The following is a 19,620-nucleotide window of genomic DNA, read 5'->3' as shown; positions in this document are numbered from 1 at the left end:
GCGACGCGAGCTGCCGGGGGTGAACACGTATCTCCAGAAGGTGACAATCGGCGGCGATCGGGCCGCGTGCGATCGCGAGTGGCGTCGCGTTGACGTGGCGCTCGACACCAACGCCCAGCAGGCCGTGCAGACCGGGCTCGACAGCTCCGACGAGAACCACCGCAAGATCTACGTGGGGTTGACGCGAGCGAGCCATGCCACCCGAGTCCGCGGCGCTTGAAGACCCTACGGTCAAAGCGGCGGACCTGTGGTTGCTGGGCCGCCACGTGGGCGGTGCCGTCTGACGCACCTGCGTAGGCTTCCGCCATGACGAAGACACGGAGGCGAACCGGTGACCCTGGCGTCTACCAGGCGATGCAGGTCGTGATCGACGAGGGCCTTCGACAGGACGGGTCCGCCTTCACGCCCGGACAGACCGTGTGGACTGCCGCCAACTTCGCGAGCCTTCGGCAGCACTTCATCGAACAGCCGGACCTTGGCAAGGAGCCTCCGAGAAGCTCGAAGGACAGTTGCGAGGTGCCGACGACGCGGTGATCCAGCTCATGGCGGAGCTCCACTACATCCACTTCCTCCTGCCGTCGACGGTGACCGGCAAGAAGAAGCTCCAGATCATGGCGGTGATCCTCTCGTTCATGGACAGTCCGGTCGAGGTGCCCGCAGCGCTACACGGTGCCCTCGACCACGGCTTCATCAACCCGGGGACCTTCTACTTGACCCGGCGCGACCTGCAACTGAGCTTCCTGATCGAGTTCGGCGAGGCATGGAAGGCCCTCTCCGGCGCTGAGCGGGACAAGAACCTGTCGGACCCATGGTCGTTCAAGAGCTTCCTCTTCGACCTGCCGATCCACAGCGCCTACGCGCAGCGCGAGGGCCTCCTCCACCTCGTCCACACCGAGGCGTTCGAGGCCATCGTTTCCCGAGAGCACAAGCAACTGATCGCGAAGCGATTCTCCTCACTCGCCGAAGGCGCCGGTCCGGACATCGATCGCCAGCTCGAAGCGATCCGTGTCGAGCTCACTCCGACGTACGGCGAGGAGTTCGACTTCTACGACGAGCGCTTGCGGCCGCAGTGGCAGGGCGGCGGTTCGGGCGCATGGGACCATTTCGTCAAGTGGACGAAGAAGTTCTACGAATCACCGACGTTCGATGCCGACGAGCGCGACTACAAGTTCAAGGCCGTTGAGCCGCTGGAGAAGGCAAAGGCAGCGCTCGCCGAGGGAAACGAGTGGCGGCCGTCGCTTCGTACCGGGTTCCAGAACTCGCACAACAACCTCACCGACTGGCGGGTCCACGATCGGTTCCTTACCTGGATCGACGCCGATGGCTCCTCCGAGGCCGCGCTGGCCGCAATCTGGGGTGAGGGGGACATCGCCCCCAGGATCGACGCCTTCCTCGACTTGGTCCCGGCGAGTGAGCTCGGCGCAGTCGGGGCCAAGCTCAACATTGCCTCGTACCTGTTGATGGCCGATGACGCGACTCAGTACCCGACCTACAAGCCCCAACCGTTCAAGCGGGCTCGCGATCTCGCCCAGATGCCCTCGCCCGCAGCAGGTGCATCACCGAGCGAGGTGTACCTCGGCGCGCTGGACTTCCTCGACCGCTTCATCGAGGAAGGGGCAACTCGGGGACTGGTCCTGCGCGACCGGCTCGACGCCCAGGGTCTCGTCTGGTGCGTCACCAAGTACCCGGCGCAGGACACCTGGTCAGACGAGGACAAGCTGGCCTTCGACCGCTGGCGGGGCGGCGAAACCCCCGAGGACGAGAGCACCCTCGATGAGCTGGCGCGCTCCCTCTACCTGGCCGAGGGCTCCGACTTCCTCGATCGCGTGACGCAGCTCCTGGGCCAGAAGCGGCAGATCATCTTCCACGGACCTCCAGGGACTGGAAAGACCTACGTCGCACGGAAGCTCGCCGAGCACCTCGCCGGGACGGACGGTTCGGTCGAGCTCGTCCAGTTCCATCCGTCGTACAGCTACGAGGACTTCGTACAGGGCTATCGCCCCTCAGACGGCGGCGGAGGCTTCAGCCTCCGGGACGGACCGCTGCTCTGAGCAGCTGAACGGGCGATCGAGAGCCCGCAGGGCACGCACGTCCTAATCATCGACGAGATCAACCGGAGCAACCTGGCCAAGGTCCTGGGCGAGCTGTACTTCCTCCTCGAGTACCGCAAGGAGGAGATCACGCTCCAGTACGCCGACGCACCCTTCCGCCTGCCGGAGAACCTCTGGGTGATCGGGACCATGAACACCGCCGACCGCTCGATCGCCATCGTCGACGGCGCGCTCCGCCGACGCTTCTACTTCGTGCCCTTCTTCCCGGATGAGCCACCCGTCGAGGGGCTGCTGCGCCGGTGGCTCGAATGAAATAAGCCCGACCTCGCGTGGATCGCCGACGTCATCGAGCGGGCGAACGCGCTGCTCGAGGACCGACACGCTGCAGTCGGCCCGAGCCACTTCATGCGTGATGACCTGGACGACGATTGGATCGACCTGATATGGGAGCACTCGGTGCTGCCGTACATCGCTGAGCAGCTGTTCGGCGAAGACGAACGGCTCGGGGAGTTCGCCCTCGACAATCTCAGCAGCACACCTACAGCTCCCGAGGACGCTGATGCTCCACAAGCCGCTGAAGCTGACTGAGTACGTACCGGCGAAGGCTGTCGATCTCACGCCGGATGAGGCAGGGAGTCTCCGCCGGCTGCTGCCGAGCATGTCCGTCTCGCCGTCGTGGGAGGCACCCGGGACCTACGACATCGTCCCGGGGTCGGAGGTCGGCGTGGTCGCCCTCGACTCGCGAGTGGTGATCGTGCGTCCGAAAGTGCCCGCGGATCGCGTGCTGTTCCTTCTCTCCTTTGCTCTGGACCCAATCCGATGGCAGGACCGCGAGGCGACGTACGCATCCGAAACCGACCTCGTCGAGGGCATGGCCGCTCTGTACGGGCGCGAACTGAACCGGGCGCTCAGGCGAGGAGTGCTGCAGGGCTACCGGGTCGAGGAGGACTCGTTGACCACGCTGCGGGGCCGGGTCCGCTTCGACGACCAGCTCCGCCGACGCTTCGGCATGAGCGCGCCCATCGAGGTTCGGTTCGACGACTACACGACCGACACGGACCTCAACCGCCTGCTCCTTTCCGCGCTGCGGCGGCTATCTCGCCTTCCGATCCGGTCACAACGCGTGCGCTCAACCTTGAGCTTCTGCTCCTCCGTCCTCGCTGAGGGTGTGACAGCGGTCGACTTCACGCCCGCCACCATGCCCGTGATCGCATGGAACCGCCTCAACCGGCACTTCAAGGTCGCGGCCGATCTCGCCGAACTCGTCATCCGATCGACCTCGATCGAAGTCGCCGAGGGGACCCGCCAAGGCGCAGGGCTCGTGGTGGACATGAACCAGGCGTTCGAGGACTTCCTACGGGTAGCCCTACGAGAGGCACTTGGCCTCAGCTCCTCGTCCTTCCCGGAAGGGAGGAAGGTTCGGTCAGCGCTCGATGTCCACGGAAAGATCAAGCTCGAACCGGACCTGTCGTGGTGGCAGAGCGGACGCTGTCGATTCGTCGGCGACGCGAAGTACAAGCGGATCAACGTGTCCGGGATCAAGCATCCAGACCTCTACCAGCTGCTGGCGTACGTCATCGGCCTGGACCTCCCCGCTGGCCTGCTCGTCTACGCGGCCGGTGAGGCCGAGGCCGTCGAGCACGTCATACCCCACGCCGGCAAGCGGCTGGAGGTCACCACGGTCGACCTCAGCGGCAAGCCGACCGCGATCCTCGGTCGCGTCGATCGCCTCGCCCGACGAGTGCGATCTCTCGCTGCGGAGGCGAACCCGACCGACCTCGCGGGAGCGCACCACACAGCAGTGATGACAAACCAATGACAAGAGCCCGATCCGGGCCGCCGCAACTCGCCCGAAAACTGCGCTGACCAGGGCGTTTGCCCTGGTCAGGTGGTGTCGGAGGGGGGACTCGTACCATTACCCCACGAGCCCCCGCAGCAGGAACGTTCCTGATAGCCGCATAGAAGCCGGGCAAGCTCCCTGGGTTGCTCCCCGAGCCACTCCCCCGACGGGCCCCTACTGGGCCGGTGATCGTGAGCAAGAGTTCGGCACCGCGCGGAAGTAGGTTCCCCGCATGCGGTTCGACCAAAGCGGTTCGCAGGTCACGCTGGTACCGGCCCGTGGCAGATCGGTGACCAGATGACTCCAGTGTCCACCCGATTGACAGTCGCCCTGATGATCGATGGGATCTACGCGGCCGTGCTGGCAGGGGTGGGCTGCACCTTTTCGCTACGGAGTCGTGGCCTCTGGCGTTCGGGCTCGACCTTTGGGGTGACCGACCCCACTCGTTCCCCAACGGCACGATCTTGACCCCGCTACTGGGCATCGCGATCATCGCAGCCGCAGGCGGGTTCGCTTTCGTTCTCAACCGCGCCGCAAAGCACGAACTGTGGGCTCATCGTCTCGGGGTGGCTTGCTTCATCGTCGCGGCGACCGCTGCAGGGGCTGTCGCCCACGAACTGAGCGACGAGCGCCGCTGTGCACGCGTGGAGTACTCCAACGTGGACAGTTGCATGACTCCGGTCGCGTCGGCATCGAGAGACTTCGTGATTCTTGGAATGCCCGCCGTGGTCGCAGCAGTTCTGCTCGCCCGCGAACCGACGGGTTGACGCAGCCAGAAGTCCGCGATGCTGCAGGTTCAGTGAGAGTCGACCGATCTGGCCAGGCGCTCAGCGGCGTGCGCCGTGTTGCACTGGATTCGGAACTGGTCCGACGTCGTCGGCCAGGTCTCCCAAGTGCTGCCGGCCTCGTCCCGCCACGATGTCGACTCGTCCCGAACGGCCGGGCAGATCCTCCATCGAGCGCCACGTGTTGGCTGCGGGGTTCCAAAGTGCGACGTCGGTCCCGTTCGCCACCACGACGCCGTCATCGACCGCGACCGTCCGACGATCGTGGTCCACCCCGACCTCGGTGATCGGTCCTGGACTCATCATCCGCCACGAGCCGGAGGCGACGTCGAATGCCGCACCGTCCGAGAACGTCCTGTTCTGGCCCGATACGCCCTGGTTGAACGCCTCGATGTCGCCACCCCACACGACGACCTCCCGGCCTGTCCACGCGATGGCAACATCTTGACGAAACTCCAATGGAACCTGGTCGAGTCCGGGCGTCGTGGGTTCTGTTGGAACGTCGGAGGACGTGGCCGAAGCAGGGGCGCTTGACGAGATGGTCGACGTCGACACTGCCTCCAAATTCTGCGAGTCGCGACCGTTCGACACGCGGATCCCCGTCGTCACGGCAATCACTCCCACGGAGCCAGCCGCTGCACCGATCATCAGGATGCGCCTACGCCGACGAAGCCACATTCGCCGTCTCGCCGCTCCGACTGAGTCGACGACCAACTCGGTGATGCCAGATGTTCGTCCGCCGCGTCACGCAGCAGGGCACCGATCAGCGCGTCCGTTCCTTCGGCGGCGAAGCCTGAATCATCACCCCCGCCTGACGAAGCGTCCGAGGAGTGACCGGGGGCGCTCGAGTCAGGGCGAAGAATTCGGGGTGGGCGACAGCCTAAGTGGCCGATCCGTCAAAAGGTAAGATCACATCGAACGTCGGTCTCAACGCCCATCTTTATCACCGTGGCCGTGCCATCACTCAGCCAACGGTATCGAGGGTTGTTCCTTCGCTGATAGTCGCCCGCAGTCTCGGGAACACTTGCGACGTAATCCTCAATGTCATATCCTCGGCAGTGCAAGTTAATCCGCCAGACATACTCTGCCCACTCGGTGTAGCCGTACTCTGCATTTCCGCAGTGCTCTCGAAGATCGTAGTGCGCTGTACCGACGACTAGGCTCCCGTACACCGCGCTGCTGGCGGACCCGTACGCAGGGTCACCATAGTAGCGCATGTGCCTCCAGTCGTAATTCAACCACGTGCAACGCCACGGCCCTTGGTCCTTCGAGCCGGTGCTTCCGTGCTTCCAAATGTCATCGTCTACCTGGTTGCCGATCATCCACATCTTGGACGTACCGGAACCCTCATTGCCCCCGCCGGCCTGTTCTAGGGCAGTCTTAACTGTGCCAAAGTTCGAGTATTGAAACAACATGGCATTGGGCCAATCAGCGTACTCGAATCCGTGGTCATCCTCGCTTATTGAGTCCCACGCACCTGTCCACATCCCGTAACTATCTGTCGGCATACAGGCTGCACACAATGCCAGTATAGCGAGAAACTGTACGCGGGCTACCCGCCGAACCGACACCACAGTGCGTCCTCCAATGGCATAATCCATACCGGCTCCGCTCGTTCCAGATCAACAACAATGTCCGCTGCGCCGGCACTGCGGAACAGGTCACGATCAGCTTCAGATTCGACTGGTCGCGTCTTGCGCACATCATCCTCGCTAAATACGCGCAACTCATCCCCGGGTTGATCTCCAGGAGGCAAGCCAAGGTCGTGTGGTAGTTCGACCGGGTCCGTGAAGACAAAATGCACTGTGACAGAACGCTGCAGCGCAGTAAAGGGTTCAATGAACACGATGCTTTCGACGCCGACCTGCAGTCCATGCGATTCGAGATGACGGGAAGAAATGTCAATCGCTTGATTGGCGTCGGCTAATGTGACCTCACGGGGTCTTGGTTCTAAACGGTTTGGGGGAGGGATCGCCCGGCGCCCAGACTCATCGAGATTCTCGTATGCATCGATCGTCATGCAACCGACTGCGGTTGTGGGGTCGATGATTTCCTCGACCGTCAATCCAACACTCGGCAACCTTCGTCCACCCTCGCCAGGGTCGTAAGTGGGAGCGGGTATGGTCTGAAAGGTGGGAGAGGGCGGACTACCCATCCGTAGGTCATCGCTCGGCGCGCCACAAGCGGCCAGCACCGCAGCTGAGCACAGGGCCGCCAATGCCTCGAATCCGGGTTTCAATCGCCGTGACATTTCTCGCCCTTGGTCGCCACACGTGCCGCCCGGAAGCTAACCTAGCCCTGACAGCCCGTCAAGGAAACGACCTGCCTCACCAGACTTTGAGCGCGTGATCCCGGGGTCAGTAGAAGGCTCGCCCGTGCATGGAGGCAGATCGACATGGCTGCTCGGCGTCAGGTGTGCGGGGCCATAGGGGTTCAGGCCCCCTCGTTCAGCTGAGGATCGGAACCGCCCGAAGACCCCGAGGGCGCTCCTAGGTGGAAGGGCTCGGGTCTTCGAGGTACTCGCTCCGGTGGTGCTGGAGTATTTCTGAGTGATGGAGCTAGCCGTCGACGAGGCGACGGTCCCAGGTCCGATATGTGTGCTGCGTTCCGCGCGTGCGAGAGCGATGAGGTAATCGGGCGCTTCGGATCTGAGGGGGAAGTGATCGGCGGCTGAGGGATCCCGGGCGCGGTACAGGGGTCCTGCGAATCTGGCGGTTCTCTACGCCAACCAGAGCCGAGGACCCCTGTGATTGTTGACCCTACGCGTATCTGTGAGCTCCTCGTAGGGCTGGGTGACGTGACCGTGCTCGGAGCTGACGACGAGCACGGTGGCCCGGTCCGGGTGCACGTCCAGACCCGCAGCGAGCGGCCGGTGTGTCCTGGTTGTGGCGGGCCGGTGTGGTCGAAGGACCAGCGGCCGGTGGAGCTGGTCGACATGGCGGCGTTCGGGCGACCGGCGCGGCTGGTGTGGCACAAGCACCGGTGGTCGTGTCCGGCCCCGGCGTGTGCGGTCGGGTCCTTCACCGAGACCGCCGGCCACATCGCGGCGCCCCGGTTGGTGATGACCGATCGAGCGGGGCGGTGGGTGACCGAGCAGGTCGGCCGGTTCCGTCGCAGCGTCAACGAACTCGCCGTCGAGCTCGGGTGTGATGGCACACGATCAACAACACCGTCATCGCCTATGGGACACCGCTGGTCGAGGACCCTGAGCGGATCGGCGAGGTCGAAGCCCTGGGCCTGCATGAGACGTTGTTCGCCCGGCTCGGACCGTGGCGCACCCAGCACTGGTCCACCTCGATCGTCGACGTCCGCCGAGGCCAGCTCCTCGACGTGATCCCCGGTCGCTCCTCGATCGGGGCCTGTGAGTGGCTGGCCGGCCGGGATCCGGCGTGGCTCGACGCGATTGACTGGGCAGTGCTGGACCTGTCAGGGCCGTGGCGGCTCGCGTTCACGACGATGCTCCCCGACGCGGTCCAGGTCGCGGATCCGTTCCATCTCGTGAAGCTGGCCAACACCCGCCTCGACGAGGTTCGCCGCCGCGTGCAGCACGACACCCTCGGCCACCGAGGCCACAAGAACGACCCGCTCTACCGATCGAGACGACTGCTCACCAAGGCCAGCGAACGCCTCGACGACAAGGGCAGGACAAGCTGATGGGCCTGCTCGAAGCCGGTGACCCACGAGGCGAGGTCCGCATGGCCTGGCACATGCTCCTATGTCAAACGGTCATGCCGCCGAGGCGGTTTCAGCGCTCTCGCGGTGGTCCAGATCGTCGCGGAGCCTGCGGAAGACCTCGTCGGAGATGCGGCGCTTGAGAGCGCGGATCGCGGATCGTTTCGGGTCACCGCCTTCGATCCGTCTTGCGATGTAGTCGTGCCCCGGGCCGTGGTCGCGCCACTGGCTGATCGCGATGCGATGGATCGCGGCGTTGGCTTGACGGTTGCCGCCGCGGCTGAGGCGGAACTTCTCGTTGCCGGTCCAGACCGGGATCGGTGCTGTCCCGTTCCATCGGGCGAACGCCGAGCGCGATCGGAACCGGTCGATGCCAGCGGCCTCAGCAACGAGCTTCGCAGCGCTGAGTGGCCCGCAGCCCTGGAGCGCGAGCAGCGTTGGCGCGAGATCGGTAACCATGGCGGTGATCTCGCGGGTGAGCTCGTTGATCCGCACCGTCAACTCCCGGGTGCGGTCCACCAGCTCGACAGCGATGGCGGCCACCGGGCCATCGAGCGCGTCAAGGCGGGCACGAACGTCCGCGAGAACGTGGAAGCGGTCCAGAGTCCGCAGCGCTACAGCATGCTCGGGCATCAACTCGTGCAGGTGCCAGCGAAGACGCGACTGGATGCGCGTCCTCTCTCCGACCAGGTCTTCTCGGTGATCGACCAGCAACTTCAAGTGCCGCTCTCGCCCGTCGAGACGAGCGTGAGGAAGCCCGGGTTCACGCAGCGCGGCACGGGCCACGGACATGGCATCGATGGGGTCGGACTTGCCGGGCTCACGGGCCGAGCGCCGGGCCCCGGCCATCAACTGAGTCGGGACGCGCAACACGCTGTCGCCGCCCCGCAACAGGTCGCCTTCGAGCCGGCGGGTGACCTGCCGGCAGTCCTCGAGCGCCCAGCGCCGGTCGGGCCACTGGCGAGCCCAGTCCAACGCGGCGAGATGGCCGTCGCTGGTCGCAGCGACGGTCGTCTCGGCGATCTGGCGTCCGAGATCGTCGACCGCGACGAACGTGTGCGTCCGCTTGTGTGAATCGCCTCCGATGGTGATCATGAACATGCCTCCTGGCCTCTCGATGATGGTTGGCGAGGCGCCAGGGACCGTCTGGTGGGCATGCGTCTGTTCGGGTTCTGATCAGGCTCCTATCAAGCCACGCCGGACGGTCCCGACGCGTCCCGCAGAGCCGCACATGTGCCAAGCGGCCACACCCGGAGGCAGGCAGCTAAAGAGGGAGCGAACCCTGCGGGACAACCCGACGATGACACAGACGCCAAGGAGGTCGTCCGGTCGATGTATGACCACCACGACCCCGACCTGGCCCTCGAGTTCGTCACCCAGCTTGGTGCGGATCTCCAAGACGAGTCCTGTCCTCCCGAGATCCGCCAGCTCGGCCGGACGATCACGAAGTGGCGGACCCAGATCGCAGCGTGGCATCAAGCCCACGTCTCCAACGGTCCCACCGAGGCAGCGAACAACCTGATCAAGGTCGTCAAGCGCATCGCCTACGGGTTCACATCGTTCCGGAACTACCGGATCCGCACCCTGCTCCACGCCGGCAAGCCGAACTGGGACCTACTCCCCACCATCACACCCACTTCCCCGTGAAATCCGAAGCGCCGGTAATCGTCGTCCGAGTCCCGGGTGGTCGGGCCGATCTCATCTGGGTCTTCGACTAGATCCGCTTCGGTTCCAAACCGGTCGAGCAGAGCTCGGGCATCGTCCAGGCTGATCCATCGACGTAGCTTCGGCCGCTCGGTCAAGACCTCGGCGACCTCGGGGCCAGCAGCTGAGGGCAGATAGTCAACTCGAACGGTCGGTGGGCCAACCAGGTCCTGAAGGATGCGATGCGGGGCGCCGTTTGCTGATCGCAGCGGACACGACCACGTTCGTGTCCGGCATCACACGCATCGAGCCGCGGGTCAGGAGGTGCGCCGACGACGACGGACCGCTCGAGACTCCTCCACCGCCAGCTTCATCGCTTCTTCCTCGGTCAATTCGGCGTTGGAGTCGACGTTGAGAGCCAGGCGGTCCCGCAGGTCGCGGTTGAAGTACTCCCAAGCAGCCTGGCGGGTGACACCGAGAGCCGCACCGATCCGATCCCACGACACACCGGCCTCGCGTGCAGCCCGGACCCGTTCCAGCCGCACCCGTTCCAGTTCAGCTTCACCACGGGTGAGTTCACGAAGCGCCTCAACCGGGTCCGCTGGAAGTTGGTCCAAAGCGATCACACTCACGATTGTCAGGATCTCTTGACAAACCATCCCTCGTCCAGCAACCGCCCCGCAGTGGCAGGCTGGACCCCTTGACCTGCTGGGCATGCGGCTACAGCACTCCGTCATCGGCGTGCGAGAACTGCGGAGTGTGGGTGATCGAGCTGGATCGTTCCGCCGTGCCAGCGTCGATCGCGCCCCTGCTCGATCTGGCGCGGACATGGGGCATTCCCGACGACGGCTACTGCAGCGATGTCGTGGCAGCAGCAGACCCCACCGCCGTACAGAACTTGCTCGATGCTGTCGGCCCAGCCCCACAATCACTGTGGGACTGGCTGGTAGACGAAGCAGCGACCGCCGAAAGCTCGAACGAATACGTGGCCCTCACCTGTCTCACAATGGCATTCGACGAAGCGCTAGTCCGTAAGCCACCGGTCCCCGACTGACAGTTCCCACTCATCCGGAATGTGTCAGCACTTGTGAGACAGGTCCCGCCGGGACCGTGGGGGTTCAAGTCGACCGAGAGAAAATGCCCTCTGACCTGCGATTCTGCACCATTTTCGTGTCGGAGGGGGGACTTGAACCCCCACGCCCCTAAGGGCACTAGCCCCTCAAGCTAGCGCGTCTGCCAATTCCGCCACTCCGACGTGGCCTCTCCGGGTGCGCCCGGTGAGGGTCGTCACTGTAGCGCGCGGCCCCACTCCCCCAGCAAAGGCATCCCCATGGTCCGCCACGACGACTGGTTAGTCGCTGGAAGTTCCAAGCTCAGGGGGTTCGGCCGATGAAGGCCAGGAGCTTCGTCTGAGCGGTGGCGTTCTCCGGCACATCCACCTTGGGGCCGTAATGGCCGCTCTGGCGCAACACGTCGTCCATGGGGAGCATGCCTTCGAGCATTCCTGCGCATCGGTCGGGGTCGAGGGTCTCGTCTTGGCCAGTGGCGCGGGCCAGATCCCATCGGTGCAGGAACACGTCGGGCGTGTAGATCATGTCGATGGCCTGGGCCAACGACATGGCACCGATGTGAGGGAACTCGTGGACCCGATCGGCCACCGCTGCGTCGTCCAGCAGAGCCTGGACCGCGTCGGCGTGCACCCGCCAGGCGCCAGCGGGGTCCTCGTCCACGCTGGGTCCGACCGGAAACCTGATGTCGGTCTGTGACTCCAGGAACGATGGCAACCACTCGACCAGGTGACGCACCACATCTCGGGCCAGCCACCCCTCCGGTGGCGCCGGGCGGTCCCAGATGTCGTGGTGTTGCTCGGCGTCGACCTCGATAGCTCGCACCGTGGCCGAGAATGCGGCCGCTATGTTGCGATGGTCGCCGGCCTGTGACGTGCTCACAGGTCACAGACCAGGGCGTCGAGCTTGGCGTAGCCCTCGTTCACGCCTGTTTCCATGCCGCTGGCCAGCAAGGCATCTCGGTCTTCGAAGCTGTCGACCAAAGACTGGGCGTGTAGTCGGGTGCGGCCGTCACCCAGGTCTTCGAAGGTGAGCGTCTCCAATGCCACGCCCTCGGGCATCCCTTCGTAGGTGAAGGTCTGGACGATCCGGCGCTCGCTCACCTCGTGGAAGCAGCCTCGGAAGCCGTACTCCTCGCCGTCACGGCCAGCGACGTAGCGCCAACGACCGCCGTCGGTGGCATCCCAGTCGAGGATGCGGGTATCCATGCCGTCGGGCCCGATCCAACGGGCGTAGACCTCGGGGTCGGTGTGGGCTTTGAGCAGTTGAGCAGGGGTGGCGTCGAAGTCGCGGGTGATCCGGATGACCGGGACCTCGGTGTCGGCCTCGATGGTGGCCTGATAGCGGGTCGGGGTGGTCATGATGCTTCTCCTTGTCTGGGTACGGTCACTTCAGGGTCCTCCGCGGCCGCCATCTCGGCCAGCACCGCGTCGAGTCGTTCGAATCGTGCCTGGGCCTGGCGTCGATAGCGCTCGATCCAGCGAGTCATGAGGTCGAACACCTCCGCTTCCAGATGGCAGGGGCGTTTCTGCGCATCTCGCCGCTGGGTGATCAGGCCGGCATCGACCAGGACCCGGATGTGTTTGGACACCGCCTGCACCGATATGTCGTAGGGCTCAGCCAGATCGTTGACGGTGGCATCGGCCACCGCCAAGCGGGCCACGATGTCTCGGCGGGTCGGATCGGCCAGCGCCGCGAACACCTTGGAGATCTGCGCTTCTTCCATCCCGACACATCACCTTCATCAACCGTTTGGTTGATGAAGACGGTATGCCCAGGGAGGCAGGTTGTCAACCAACCAGTTGAATAACGGTCCGGGCGCGGGCCACCGTTGCGCCGACCAGGTACCCGCCGAATTGTCGACCCCGAATGGTCAGGTGGGGGTGCTCATCATCAGGCCGAGAGCGAGCGAGGTGAAGCCGAAGGCCACCGCGAACGCCACGGTGATGCGATCCAGGTTCTTCTCCACCACGGTGGAGCCCTGCGCCGCGGCGCCCATGCCGCCGCCGAACATGTCCGAAAGGCCGCCGCCCTTACCGCTGTGCAACAACACCAACACCAGCAGGCCGATCGACACGATCACATGGATGACTACGAGAAACGGGACCACGATTGACCTTTCAGTGCGGTATCCCCGTTGCCAGGGACCGAAGCAGGATAGCTGGCTGCCCCCGCCCGACCGGCATCATCGTCGGCCGTACTGTGCCCCAGCACGAGCGGGGACGACGCTCCCGACCACCTCACCCCGGGGTTAGAGCAGACCGAGCTGGAGGCGGGCTTCCTCGGACATGCGGTCAACCGACCACGGCGGCTCCCACACCAGGGTCACATCGACCTCGTCCACGCCAGGTAGGGCAGCAACCGCACGGCCAGCATCGGCACGCAACACATCGCCCATGCCGCAGCCCGGGGCGGTCATGGACATGTCGATCTGGATGTGGCGCTTGCCGCCTGCATCGATCACCTCGTCACAGCGGTAGATGAGGCCGAGCTCCACGATGCTCACCGGGATCTCGGGGTCATAGACCGTGTGCAGCGCCTCGGTCACCTTGTCCATGTTGAACGGGCCACCCGACAGGATCTGAACCCGCCGCTCGGGAGCTTCGAGCCCCAAGGCGTCGCAGTCGGCGCCGTCTATCCGCAACAGGGTGCCCATCTCGGTACGCACCGTGAAGCTCCCGCCCAACGACTGGACCAACGTGACCAGACCGCCGGCCGACAGCGAGACGCGTTCGCCCTGGGGGACGGTGGTGGCCAGGCAGTCTCGGCGCAGGGCAACGCTCTTGCTACGTCCCTTCCCGTCGGATGGGGCGGGGTCTGACGCGGTCATTGTGTGCCTCCAGAGTGGGACCCGAGCTCGGGCAGGACGCTACGAAGGTGGTCACGGACCTCGACCTGATCCACCATCTCCACGATCTCACCGGTGAAGGCGTCGATCAGCAGTTCACGGGCAGTGAGCTCAGGGATTCCTCGACTGCGGAGGTAGAAGAGGGCGTCATCGTCGAGGCGTCCCACCGTGGCTCCATGGCTGGCCCGGACGTCGTCGGCAAGGATCTCCAGCCATGGGCGGGTGTCTGACCGGGCAGACGAATCGAGCAGAAGGCTGCGGTTGGACTGCTGGGCATCGGTACGGACCGTTCCCGGACGGACCACCACATGACCGGTGAAAGATCCTCTCCCACCCGCGCTCACCACGCCCTTGAACCGCTGGGAGCTGTTGCAGTGCGACGAGGCATGGTCGACGGTGACCAGATGGTCGTGATGGCGCCCAGCGGTGGGCAGGTAGAGGCCGTCTATCTCAGCGGTGGCGTGCTCTCCGGCCAGGCGCACCAGGGTGGCGGCTCGGGCCAGGGTGGCGCCGGCGGTGAAGCTGGTCGAGCGCAGGCTGGACCCGGCCGCCAGGTCGAACTCGGTGCGACCCAGGTGGGTGGTGGCGGTGTCGTCCAGTTCTATGCGGTGGTGGTGGAGGGTGGCTCCCTCCCCCACCGACACCGAGGTCGAGGCATTGACCAGCAACTCCCCTGGCCCGCTCAAGTAGGTCTCGATCACCGTGGCATGGCTTCCCGCCCCCACCCTCACCGCGGTCCGGGGGCTGGCCGCCCCGGGGGAACCCGTGCCATCGGGCACCTCGCCGATGGTGATGTGGACCACCTGGATCGGATCGGCCACCACACCGTCGTCGACCGCAACCGCGATGACAGTCGGTGCGTGCAACCGGTTGAGGGCCTCGAAGCCGTCGGCTGGCTCAGCGGCACCGGCACCGGTCAAGCCCGCCGCCACGCCTGGATCGCCGCTCCACGTCAGGCCCGACTGGGTGGCCGAACGTGACAACGCTTCACAGATGACCCCGTTGATCGTTACCACTCGCGGACCGTCCAGGTCAGCGACCAATCGCCCGATCAGGTCCGCGGCCACCCGTTGGTGGGCATCGGTCGAACCCTGACCCCCAACCGCCTCGTAGGGAACGCGGGTGATCGAAGGCACCGACACGTAGTGCCAAGGCTCGTCTCTCTTGGACGGCAACGCCGGGGCGTCGTCCCAGATGGTCACGACACACCAGCCGAACGGGAGCTGTCTGCCACCGTGGCGGCGTAGCCCTCGTCTTCCAGTTCGTAGGCCAGCTCCGGTCCGCCACTGCGCACGATCCGACCCGCACTGAGCACATGGACCCGATCGGGCTTCACGTACTCCAACAGCCGGGGGTAGTGGGTGATGATCAGCATGGATCGCTCCGGGGAACGCATCCTCTGAACGCCTTCGGCCACCACCCGCAAGGCGTCGATGTCCAGGCCCGAGTCTGTCTCGTCGAGGATGGCCAGCCGCGGTTCCAGCATGGACATCTGGAGGACCTCGTTGCGCTTCTTCTCGCCACCGGAGAAACCCAGGTTCACCGAACGGCTGAGGAAGGCCGGGTCCATCTCCAGCTCGGCCATCAGGGCCCGGGCCGCGGTCAGGAAGTTGCGGGCGTCGTAGAGCTCTTGGCCGCGAGCCTCGCGCACCGCGTTGACCGCAGTGCGAAGGAAGTACATGTTTCCCACCCCGGGGATCTCGACGGGGTACTGGAAGGCCAGGAATACCCCGGCCGCGGCCCGTTCCTCGGGGCTGAGTCCGAGCAGGTCGGCGCCGTCGAGGGTGGCCGATCCGCTGACCTCGTAGCCGTCACGGCCGGCCAACACCTGGGCCAGCGTGCTCTTCCCGGCGCCGTTCGGCCCCATCACGGCGTGGACCTCTCCGGCCGGGATGTGTAGATCCAAACCGTTGAGGATTTGTCGGTCCTCGACCGACGCCTTCAAACCTGCGATGTCGAGCATCAGCCGACGCTCCCTTCGAGGCTCACCCGCATGAGGGCCTGGGCCTCCACGGCGAACTCCATCGGGAGCTCGTCGAACACCTCGCGGCAGAACCCGTTGACGATCATGGAAGTGGCGTCCTCCTCGGTGAGACCCCGTTGGCGGCAGTAGAAGAGCTGGTCCTCGTCGATCTTGGACGTGGACGCCTCGTGCTCGACCTGTGCGCTGTCGTTCTTGACCTCCACGTAGGGGAAGGTGTGGGCACCGCACTCCGAACCGATCAGCAGCGAGTCGCACTGGGTGTGGTTGCGGGCCCCGGTGGCCGACCGCAGCACCTTGACCTGGCCCCGGTAGGTGTTCTGGGCCTTACCGGCCGAGATGCCCTTGGACAAGATGGTGCTGGTGGTGTTGCGGCCGATGTGGATCATCTTGGTGCCGGTGTCGGCCTGCTGGTGGTTGGTGGTGACCGCCACCGAGTGGAACTCGCCCACCGAGTCGTCTCCCTGGAGCACCACGCTCGGGTACTTCCAGGTGACGGCCGAGCCGGTTTCCACCTGGGTCCAGGAGATCTTGGAGCGCGGTCCCTTGCACAGACCTCGCTTGGTGACCAGGTTGTAGATGCCGCCGTTTCCGTCGGCATCACCGGGGTACCAGTTCTGCACGGTCGAGTACTTGATCGAGGCGTCGTCGAGCGCAACCAGCTCGACCACGGCGGCGTGAAGCTGGTTCTCGTCCCGACGGGGAGCGGTACAACCTTCCAGGTAGCTGACCGATGCGCCCTCTTCGGCGATTATCAACGTCCGTTCGAACTGGCCGGTTTCGGCCGCGTTGATGCGGAAGTAGGTGGATAGCTCCATCGGGCACTTCACACCCTTGGGGACGAATGCGAATGAGCCGTCGGAGAACACCGCCGAGTTGAGGGTGGCGAAGAAGTTGTCTCGGACCGGCACCACCGACCCCAGGTACTTGCGCACCAGGTCGGGGTGTTCGCGCACGGCCTCGGAGAACGAGCAGAAGATGACTCCGACAGCGGCCAGCTTGTCCTTGAAGGTGGTGGCCACCGACACCGAGTCGACGATGGCGTCCACCGCCACGCCCGACAGCCGTTCCTGTTCGGCCAGGGAGATGCCCAACTTGTCGAACATGGCCCGGACCTCGGGGTCGATGTCGTCGAGGCTTTCGGGGGCCGGACCCTTGGGCTTGGGCGCCGCCCAGTAGTACATGTCCTGATAGTCGATCGGGTTCATGTTCACGTAGGCCCAGTTGGGCTCTTCCATAGTCAAGAAGTGCCGGAAGGCGGTGAGCCTCCATTCCAGGAGCCACTCGGGCTCTTCCTTCTTGGCCGAAATGAACCGGATCACATCTTCGTTGAGCCCCTTGGGCGCGAGGTCGGTGTCCAGATCGGTGTGGAACCCGTAGGCGTAGTCCCGGCTCACCACGTCGGCGATCAGTTCGGCTTCGGATCCTCCCGAGCCCGCCGGTGCGTCGATCACCTCGAACAGGTCGTCGACTCCTGTCACCCGGTTGTCCTCCTGAGCCAGATCAATGCTGGTTGGAACTGGGTCGTTCATGGGTCACTTGACCTCTGTGGATGAGCCCTTGGCGGGGCATCGCTCGGCAGCTTCGATCACTTGTTCCTCAACGCTCTCATGCACCCGTGCCATTCCCTGGGCGCAGTCCGGGTCCACATTGTCGTCGAAGCATTCATCCTCGCCCCACAACGGTGTGAGCCTACCGGCTCGCTTCCGCCGAACCATATATCCGACCAGGACTAGAAAAATTCATTTCGATCCGCAAATCCAAGCCAAATAGGACCACCGCAACCGGCCCGGACGGTGGCCTCGGTGCCGCTCAGTCGGCGGCGTGGTGCTGAACGATGGCGGCGAAATCCTCGGCCACCAGAGCGGCCCCGCCCACCAGCGCACCGTCGATGTCGGGTTGGGCCATCAGCTCGACCGCGTTGGAACCCTTCACCGAGCCCCCGTACTGGATGCGAACTGCAGCCGCCGCCTCCGCGCCGGCCACCTCGGCCACCGTGGCCCGCACCAGGGCACAGACGGTCTGGGCGTCCTCTGCGCTGGCGGTGCGGCCGGTGCCGATGGCCCAGATCGGCTCGTAGGCGATCACCAGGGCGGCGACCTGCTCGGGCTTGATGCCGGCCAGAGCGGCCCGCACCTGACCGGCCACCTTCTCCTCGGTGCCGCCCGCTTCACGCTCATCGAGGGTCTCGCCGCAGCAGATGATCGGGGTCATGCCCCACTTGAGGATGGCCTTGGCCTTCTTGTTGACCATGTCATCGGTCTCACCGAATAGCTCTCGACGCTCGGAATGGCCGACGATCACGTAGCTCACGTTCAGCTTGGCCAGGAACGCCGGCGACACCTCACCGGTGAACGCCCCCTTCTCCTCCCAGTGGCAGTGCTGGGCCCCGAGGGCCACCGGGATCTCGTCGGCCTCGAGCACGGTCTGCACCGAGCGCAGGTCGGTGAAGGGCGGGTGCACCGACACGTCGACCGCCTCGTAGTCGTCCTTGGTGAGGAGGTAGGCCAGCTTCTGGACCGTGGAGATGGCCTCGAAGTGGTTGTGGTGCATCTTCCAGTTGCCGGAGATGAGCGGCTTGCGGGTCACCTTGGCCATTTGGGCTCCGGGGTTGGGCTTCCAGGGCCGAGCCCGGGAGGTCCCCCTGCTCCAGCAGTTCGAGCGACGCACCGCCACCCGTCGAAAGGTGGTCGACCTCGTTGGCCAACCCGAACTTGGCCAGCGCTGCGGCGCTGTCGCCGCCGCCGACCACGGTGAAGCCACGGGCGTCGGCCACGGCCTCGGCCACCGTGCGGGTGCCGGCCTCGAAGCGGGGGTCCTCGAACACGCCCATGGGGCCGTTCCAGAGCACCTGGCGGGCCTCGCCGATGACGTCGGAGAACTCGGCGGCGGTGCCGGGGCCGATGTCGAGGCCCATCCAGCCGTCGGGCAGGTCTCGCCCGAACTGGCGGACCTCGCCGCCGGCCGACGGATCGCCGATCTTGCCGCCCGGGCCGAGGGCCGTGATGTCCGAGGGCAGGTGGATGACGGCGCCGCTGTCGAGCAGACCGACGACACGTGTCTATCTGGTCCGACTCCAGCAGCGACGACCCCACATGATGTCCCTGGGCGGCCAGGAAGGTGAAGCACATGCCGCCGCCGATGACCAGGCCGTCGACCACCTCGAGCAGGGCGTTGATCACGCCCAGCTTGTCGGACACCTTGGAGCCGCCGAGGATCGAGATGAAGGGCCGGCGGGGCTCGTTGCGACAGCCCAGCAGGACCTCGACCTCCTGGTCCAGCAGGCGCCCGGCGGCCGACGGCAGGAACTGCGGGCGGCCCCACGATGGAGGCGTGCGCCCGGTGCGACGCCCCGAAGGCGTCGTTGACGTAGGCGTCCTGACCGGCCACCAGCTTCTGCCACGAAGGCCGGGTCGTTGCCGGTCTCGCCGGGCGAGAACCGCAGGTTCTCGAGCAGCTCGACCCCCGGTGCGAGCTCCGCCAGGCGGCCCGGACCGGGTCCATCGAGAACGCCGGGTCGGGCGTTCCCTTGGGCCGACCCAGGTGGCTGCACGCCGTGACCGTCGCCCCCCGTTCCTGGAGCCAGCGCAGGGTGGGCAGCGCGGCCCGGATTCGAAGGTCGTCGGTGATGACGCCATCTCGGATCGGCACGTTGAAGTCACAACGCACCAGGACCCGCTTACCGGCGACATCGCCGAGGTCTTCCAGTTGGGGAACGCCGTTGATCATGGG

The 19,620-nt window shown here is 65.4% G+C and carries 23 protein-coding genes, 1 tRNA gene and 1 pseudogene; 10 read left to right on the top strand and 15 right to left on the bottom strand.

Annotated features, from left to right (window positions below):
* Positions 1-19 precede the first annotated feature (19 nt).
* The 6 genes from IPG97_09125 (at position 20) to IPG97_09100 (ending at position 4,658) form a co-directional block, all read left to right on the top strand.
* The gene (locus tag IPG97_09125) at positions 20-220 is read left to right on the top strand and encodes a hypothetical protein (protein ID MBK6856687.1); all 201 of its coding nucleotides are present in this window, start codon (positions 20-22) and stop codon (positions 218-220) included.
* A 289-nt stretch (positions 221-509) separates the two neighbouring features.
* Entirely contained in the window at positions 510-2,051 is a 1,542-nt protein-coding gene (locus IPG97_09120; protein MBK6856686.1) for an AAA family ATPase, read from the top strand.
* A 15-nt stretch (positions 2,052-2,066) separates the two neighbouring features.
* The gene (locus IPG97_09115; GenBank protein MBK6856685.1) at positions 2,067-2,363 is read left to right on the top strand and encodes an AAA family ATPase; all 297 of its coding nucleotides are present in this window, start codon (positions 2,067-2,069) and stop codon (positions 2,361-2,363) included.
* Between the two features lie 93 nt (positions 2,364-2,456).
* The gene (locus tag IPG97_09110; GenBank protein MBK6856684.1) at positions 2,457-2,639 is read left to right on the top strand and encodes a hypothetical protein; all 183 of its coding nucleotides are present in this window, start codon (positions 2,457-2,459) and stop codon (positions 2,637-2,639) included.
* Between the two features lie 70 nt (positions 2,640-2,709).
* Positions 2,710-3,870, top strand: coding sequence for a restriction endonuclease (locus IPG97_09105; protein MBK6856683.1), 1,161 nt, complete (start codon positions 2,710-2,712; stop codon positions 3,868-3,870).
* A gap of 485 nt (positions 3,871-4,355) precedes the next feature.
* Positions 4,356-4,658: a hypothetical protein gene (locus tag IPG97_09100; protein MBK6856682.1), complete on the top strand. Its 303-nt coding sequence runs from the start codon at positions 4,356-4,358 to the stop codon at positions 4,656-4,658.
* Positions 4,659-4,718: 60 nt separating this feature from the next.
* On the opposite strand, the gene IPG97_09095 is transcribed toward IPG97_09100, so the two are convergent.
* Positions 4,719-5,135 (bottom strand): hypothetical protein, encoded by a 417-nt coding sequence (locus IPG97_09095; GenBank protein MBK6856681.1) that lies wholly within the window; start codon positions 5,133-5,135, stop codon positions 4,719-4,721.
* 1,093 nt (positions 5,136-6,228) lie between these two features.
* Entirely contained in the window at positions 6,229-6,741 is a 513-nt protein-coding gene (locus IPG97_09090; protein ID MBK6856680.1) for a hypothetical protein, read from the bottom strand.
* Positions 6,742-7,473: 732 nt separating this feature from the next.
* On the opposite strand from IPG97_09090, the gene IPG97_09085 reads away from it, so the two are divergent.
* Complete coding sequence (locus IPG97_09085) at positions 7,474-8,010, top strand: transposase family protein (GenBank protein ID MBK6856679.1); 537 nt, start codon at positions 7,474-7,476, stop codon at positions 8,008-8,010.
* Positions 7,926-8,330 carry a transposase gene (locus IPG97_09080; GenBank protein ID MBK6856678.1) on the top strand — a complete coding sequence of 135 codons (405 nt, stop codon included), beginning with the start codon at positions 7,926-7,928 and terminating at the stop codon, positions 8,328-8,330. The genes IPG97_09085 and IPG97_09080 overlap by 85 nt, the downstream gene beginning before the upstream one ends.
* Positions 8,331-8,402: 72 nt before the next feature.
* On the opposite strand, the gene IPG97_09075 is transcribed toward IPG97_09080, so the two are convergent.
* The gene (locus IPG97_09075) at positions 8,403-9,443 is read right to left on the bottom strand and encodes an IS110 family transposase (GenBank protein MBK6856677.1); all 1,041 of its coding nucleotides are present in this window, start codon (positions 9,441-9,443) and stop codon (positions 8,403-8,405) included.
* Positions 9,444-9,680: 237 nt separating this feature from the next.
* On the opposite strand from IPG97_09075, the gene IPG97_09070 reads away from it, so the two are divergent.
* Entirely contained in the window at positions 9,681-9,995 is a 315-nt protein-coding gene (locus IPG97_09070) for a transposase (protein ID MBK6856676.1), read from the top strand.
* Positions 9,996-10,309: 314 nt separating this feature from the next.
* On the opposite strand, the gene IPG97_09065 is transcribed toward IPG97_09070, so the two are convergent.
* Entirely contained in the window at positions 10,310-10,624 is a 315-nt protein-coding gene (locus IPG97_09065) for a hypothetical protein (protein ID MBK6856675.1), read from the bottom strand.
* 68 nt (positions 10,625-10,692) lie between these two features.
* On the opposite strand from IPG97_09065, the gene IPG97_09060 reads away from it, so the two are divergent.
* The gene (locus IPG97_09060; protein MBK6856674.1) at positions 10,693-11,046 is read left to right on the top strand and encodes a hypothetical protein; all 354 of its coding nucleotides are present in this window, start codon (positions 10,693-10,695) and stop codon (positions 11,044-11,046) included.
* Between the two features lie 117 nt (positions 11,047-11,163).
* Here the strand turns inward: IPG97_09060 and IPG97_09055 are convergent.
* The 11 genes and pseudogenes from IPG97_09055 to IPG97_09005 form a co-directional block, all read right to left on the bottom strand.
* Positions 11,164-11,247 (bottom strand) — tRNA-Leu (locus tag IPG97_09055).
* Between the two features lie 118 nt (positions 11,248-11,365).
* Positions 11,366-11,941 carry a TIGR03086 family protein gene (locus IPG97_09050; GenBank protein ID MBK6856673.1) on the bottom strand — a complete coding sequence of 192 codons (576 nt, stop codon included), beginning with the start codon at positions 11,939-11,941 and terminating at the stop codon, positions 11,366-11,368.
* A complete protein-coding gene (locus tag IPG97_09045; GenBank protein ID MBK6856672.1) occupies positions 11,938-12,420 on the bottom strand; it encodes an SRPBCC family protein in 483 nt (160 codons plus the stop codon). Before IPG97_09045 ends, IPG97_09050 begins: the two co-directional genes overlap by 4 nt.
* Entirely contained in the window at positions 12,417-12,785 is a 369-nt protein-coding gene (locus IPG97_09040) for a winged helix-turn-helix transcriptional regulator (protein MBK6856671.1), read from the bottom strand. The genes IPG97_09045 and IPG97_09040 overlap by 4 nt, the downstream gene beginning before the upstream one ends.
* 147 nt (positions 12,786-12,932) lie before the next feature.
* On the bottom strand, positions 12,933-13,172 hold the full coding sequence (secG, locus tag IPG97_09035; protein ID MBK6856670.1) for a preprotein translocase subunit SecG: 240 nt from the start codon (positions 13,170-13,172) through the stop codon (positions 12,933-12,935).
* A gap of 138 nt (positions 13,173-13,310) precedes the next feature.
* Positions 13,311-13,889, bottom strand: coding sequence for a putative Fe-S cluster assembly protein SufT (gene sufT / locus IPG97_09030; GenBank protein ID MBK6856669.1), 579 nt, complete (start codon positions 13,887-13,889; stop codon positions 13,311-13,313).
* Positions 13,886-15,109 (bottom strand): Fe-S cluster assembly protein SufD, encoded by a 1,224-nt coding sequence (sufD, locus tag IPG97_09025; protein ID MBK6856668.1) that lies wholly within the window; start codon positions 15,107-15,109, stop codon positions 13,886-13,888. The genes sufT and sufD overlap by 4 nt, the downstream gene beginning before the upstream one ends.
* Positions 15,106-15,870: a Fe-S cluster assembly ATPase SufC gene (sufC, locus tag IPG97_09020; GenBank protein ID MBK6856667.1), complete on the bottom strand. Its 765-nt coding sequence runs from the start codon at positions 15,868-15,870 to the stop codon at positions 15,106-15,108. The genes sufD and sufC overlap by 4 nt, the downstream gene beginning before the upstream one ends.
* Positions 15,870-17,420, bottom strand: a complete 1,551-nt coding sequence (gene sufB, locus IPG97_09015; GenBank protein MBK6856666.1) for a Fe-S cluster assembly protein SufB — start codon at positions 17,418-17,420, stop codon at positions 15,870-15,872. The genes sufC and sufB overlap by 1 nt, the downstream gene beginning before the upstream one ends.
* A gap of 280 nt (positions 17,421-17,700) precedes the next feature.
* The gene (locus IPG97_09010) at positions 17,701-18,477 is read right to left on the bottom strand and encodes a triose-phosphate isomerase (protein MBK6856665.1); all 777 of its coding nucleotides are present in this window, start codon (positions 18,475-18,477) and stop codon (positions 17,701-17,703) included.
* Positions 18,474-19,617, bottom strand: a pseudogene (locus IPG97_09005) (phosphoglycerate kinase). Before IPG97_09005 ends, IPG97_09010 begins: the two are co-directional and overlap by 4 nt.
* Between the last annotated feature and the right edge of the window lie 3 nt (positions 19,618-19,620).

The organism is Microthrixaceae bacterium (assembly GCA_016702505.1).
Taxonomy (GTDB): domain Bacteria; phylum Actinomycetota; class Acidimicrobiia; order Acidimicrobiales; family Iamiaceae; genus Aquihabitans.
The sequence above is the reverse complement of the archived record's forward strand: the minus strand, read 5'-3'. Positions and strand labels throughout refer to the sequence as shown.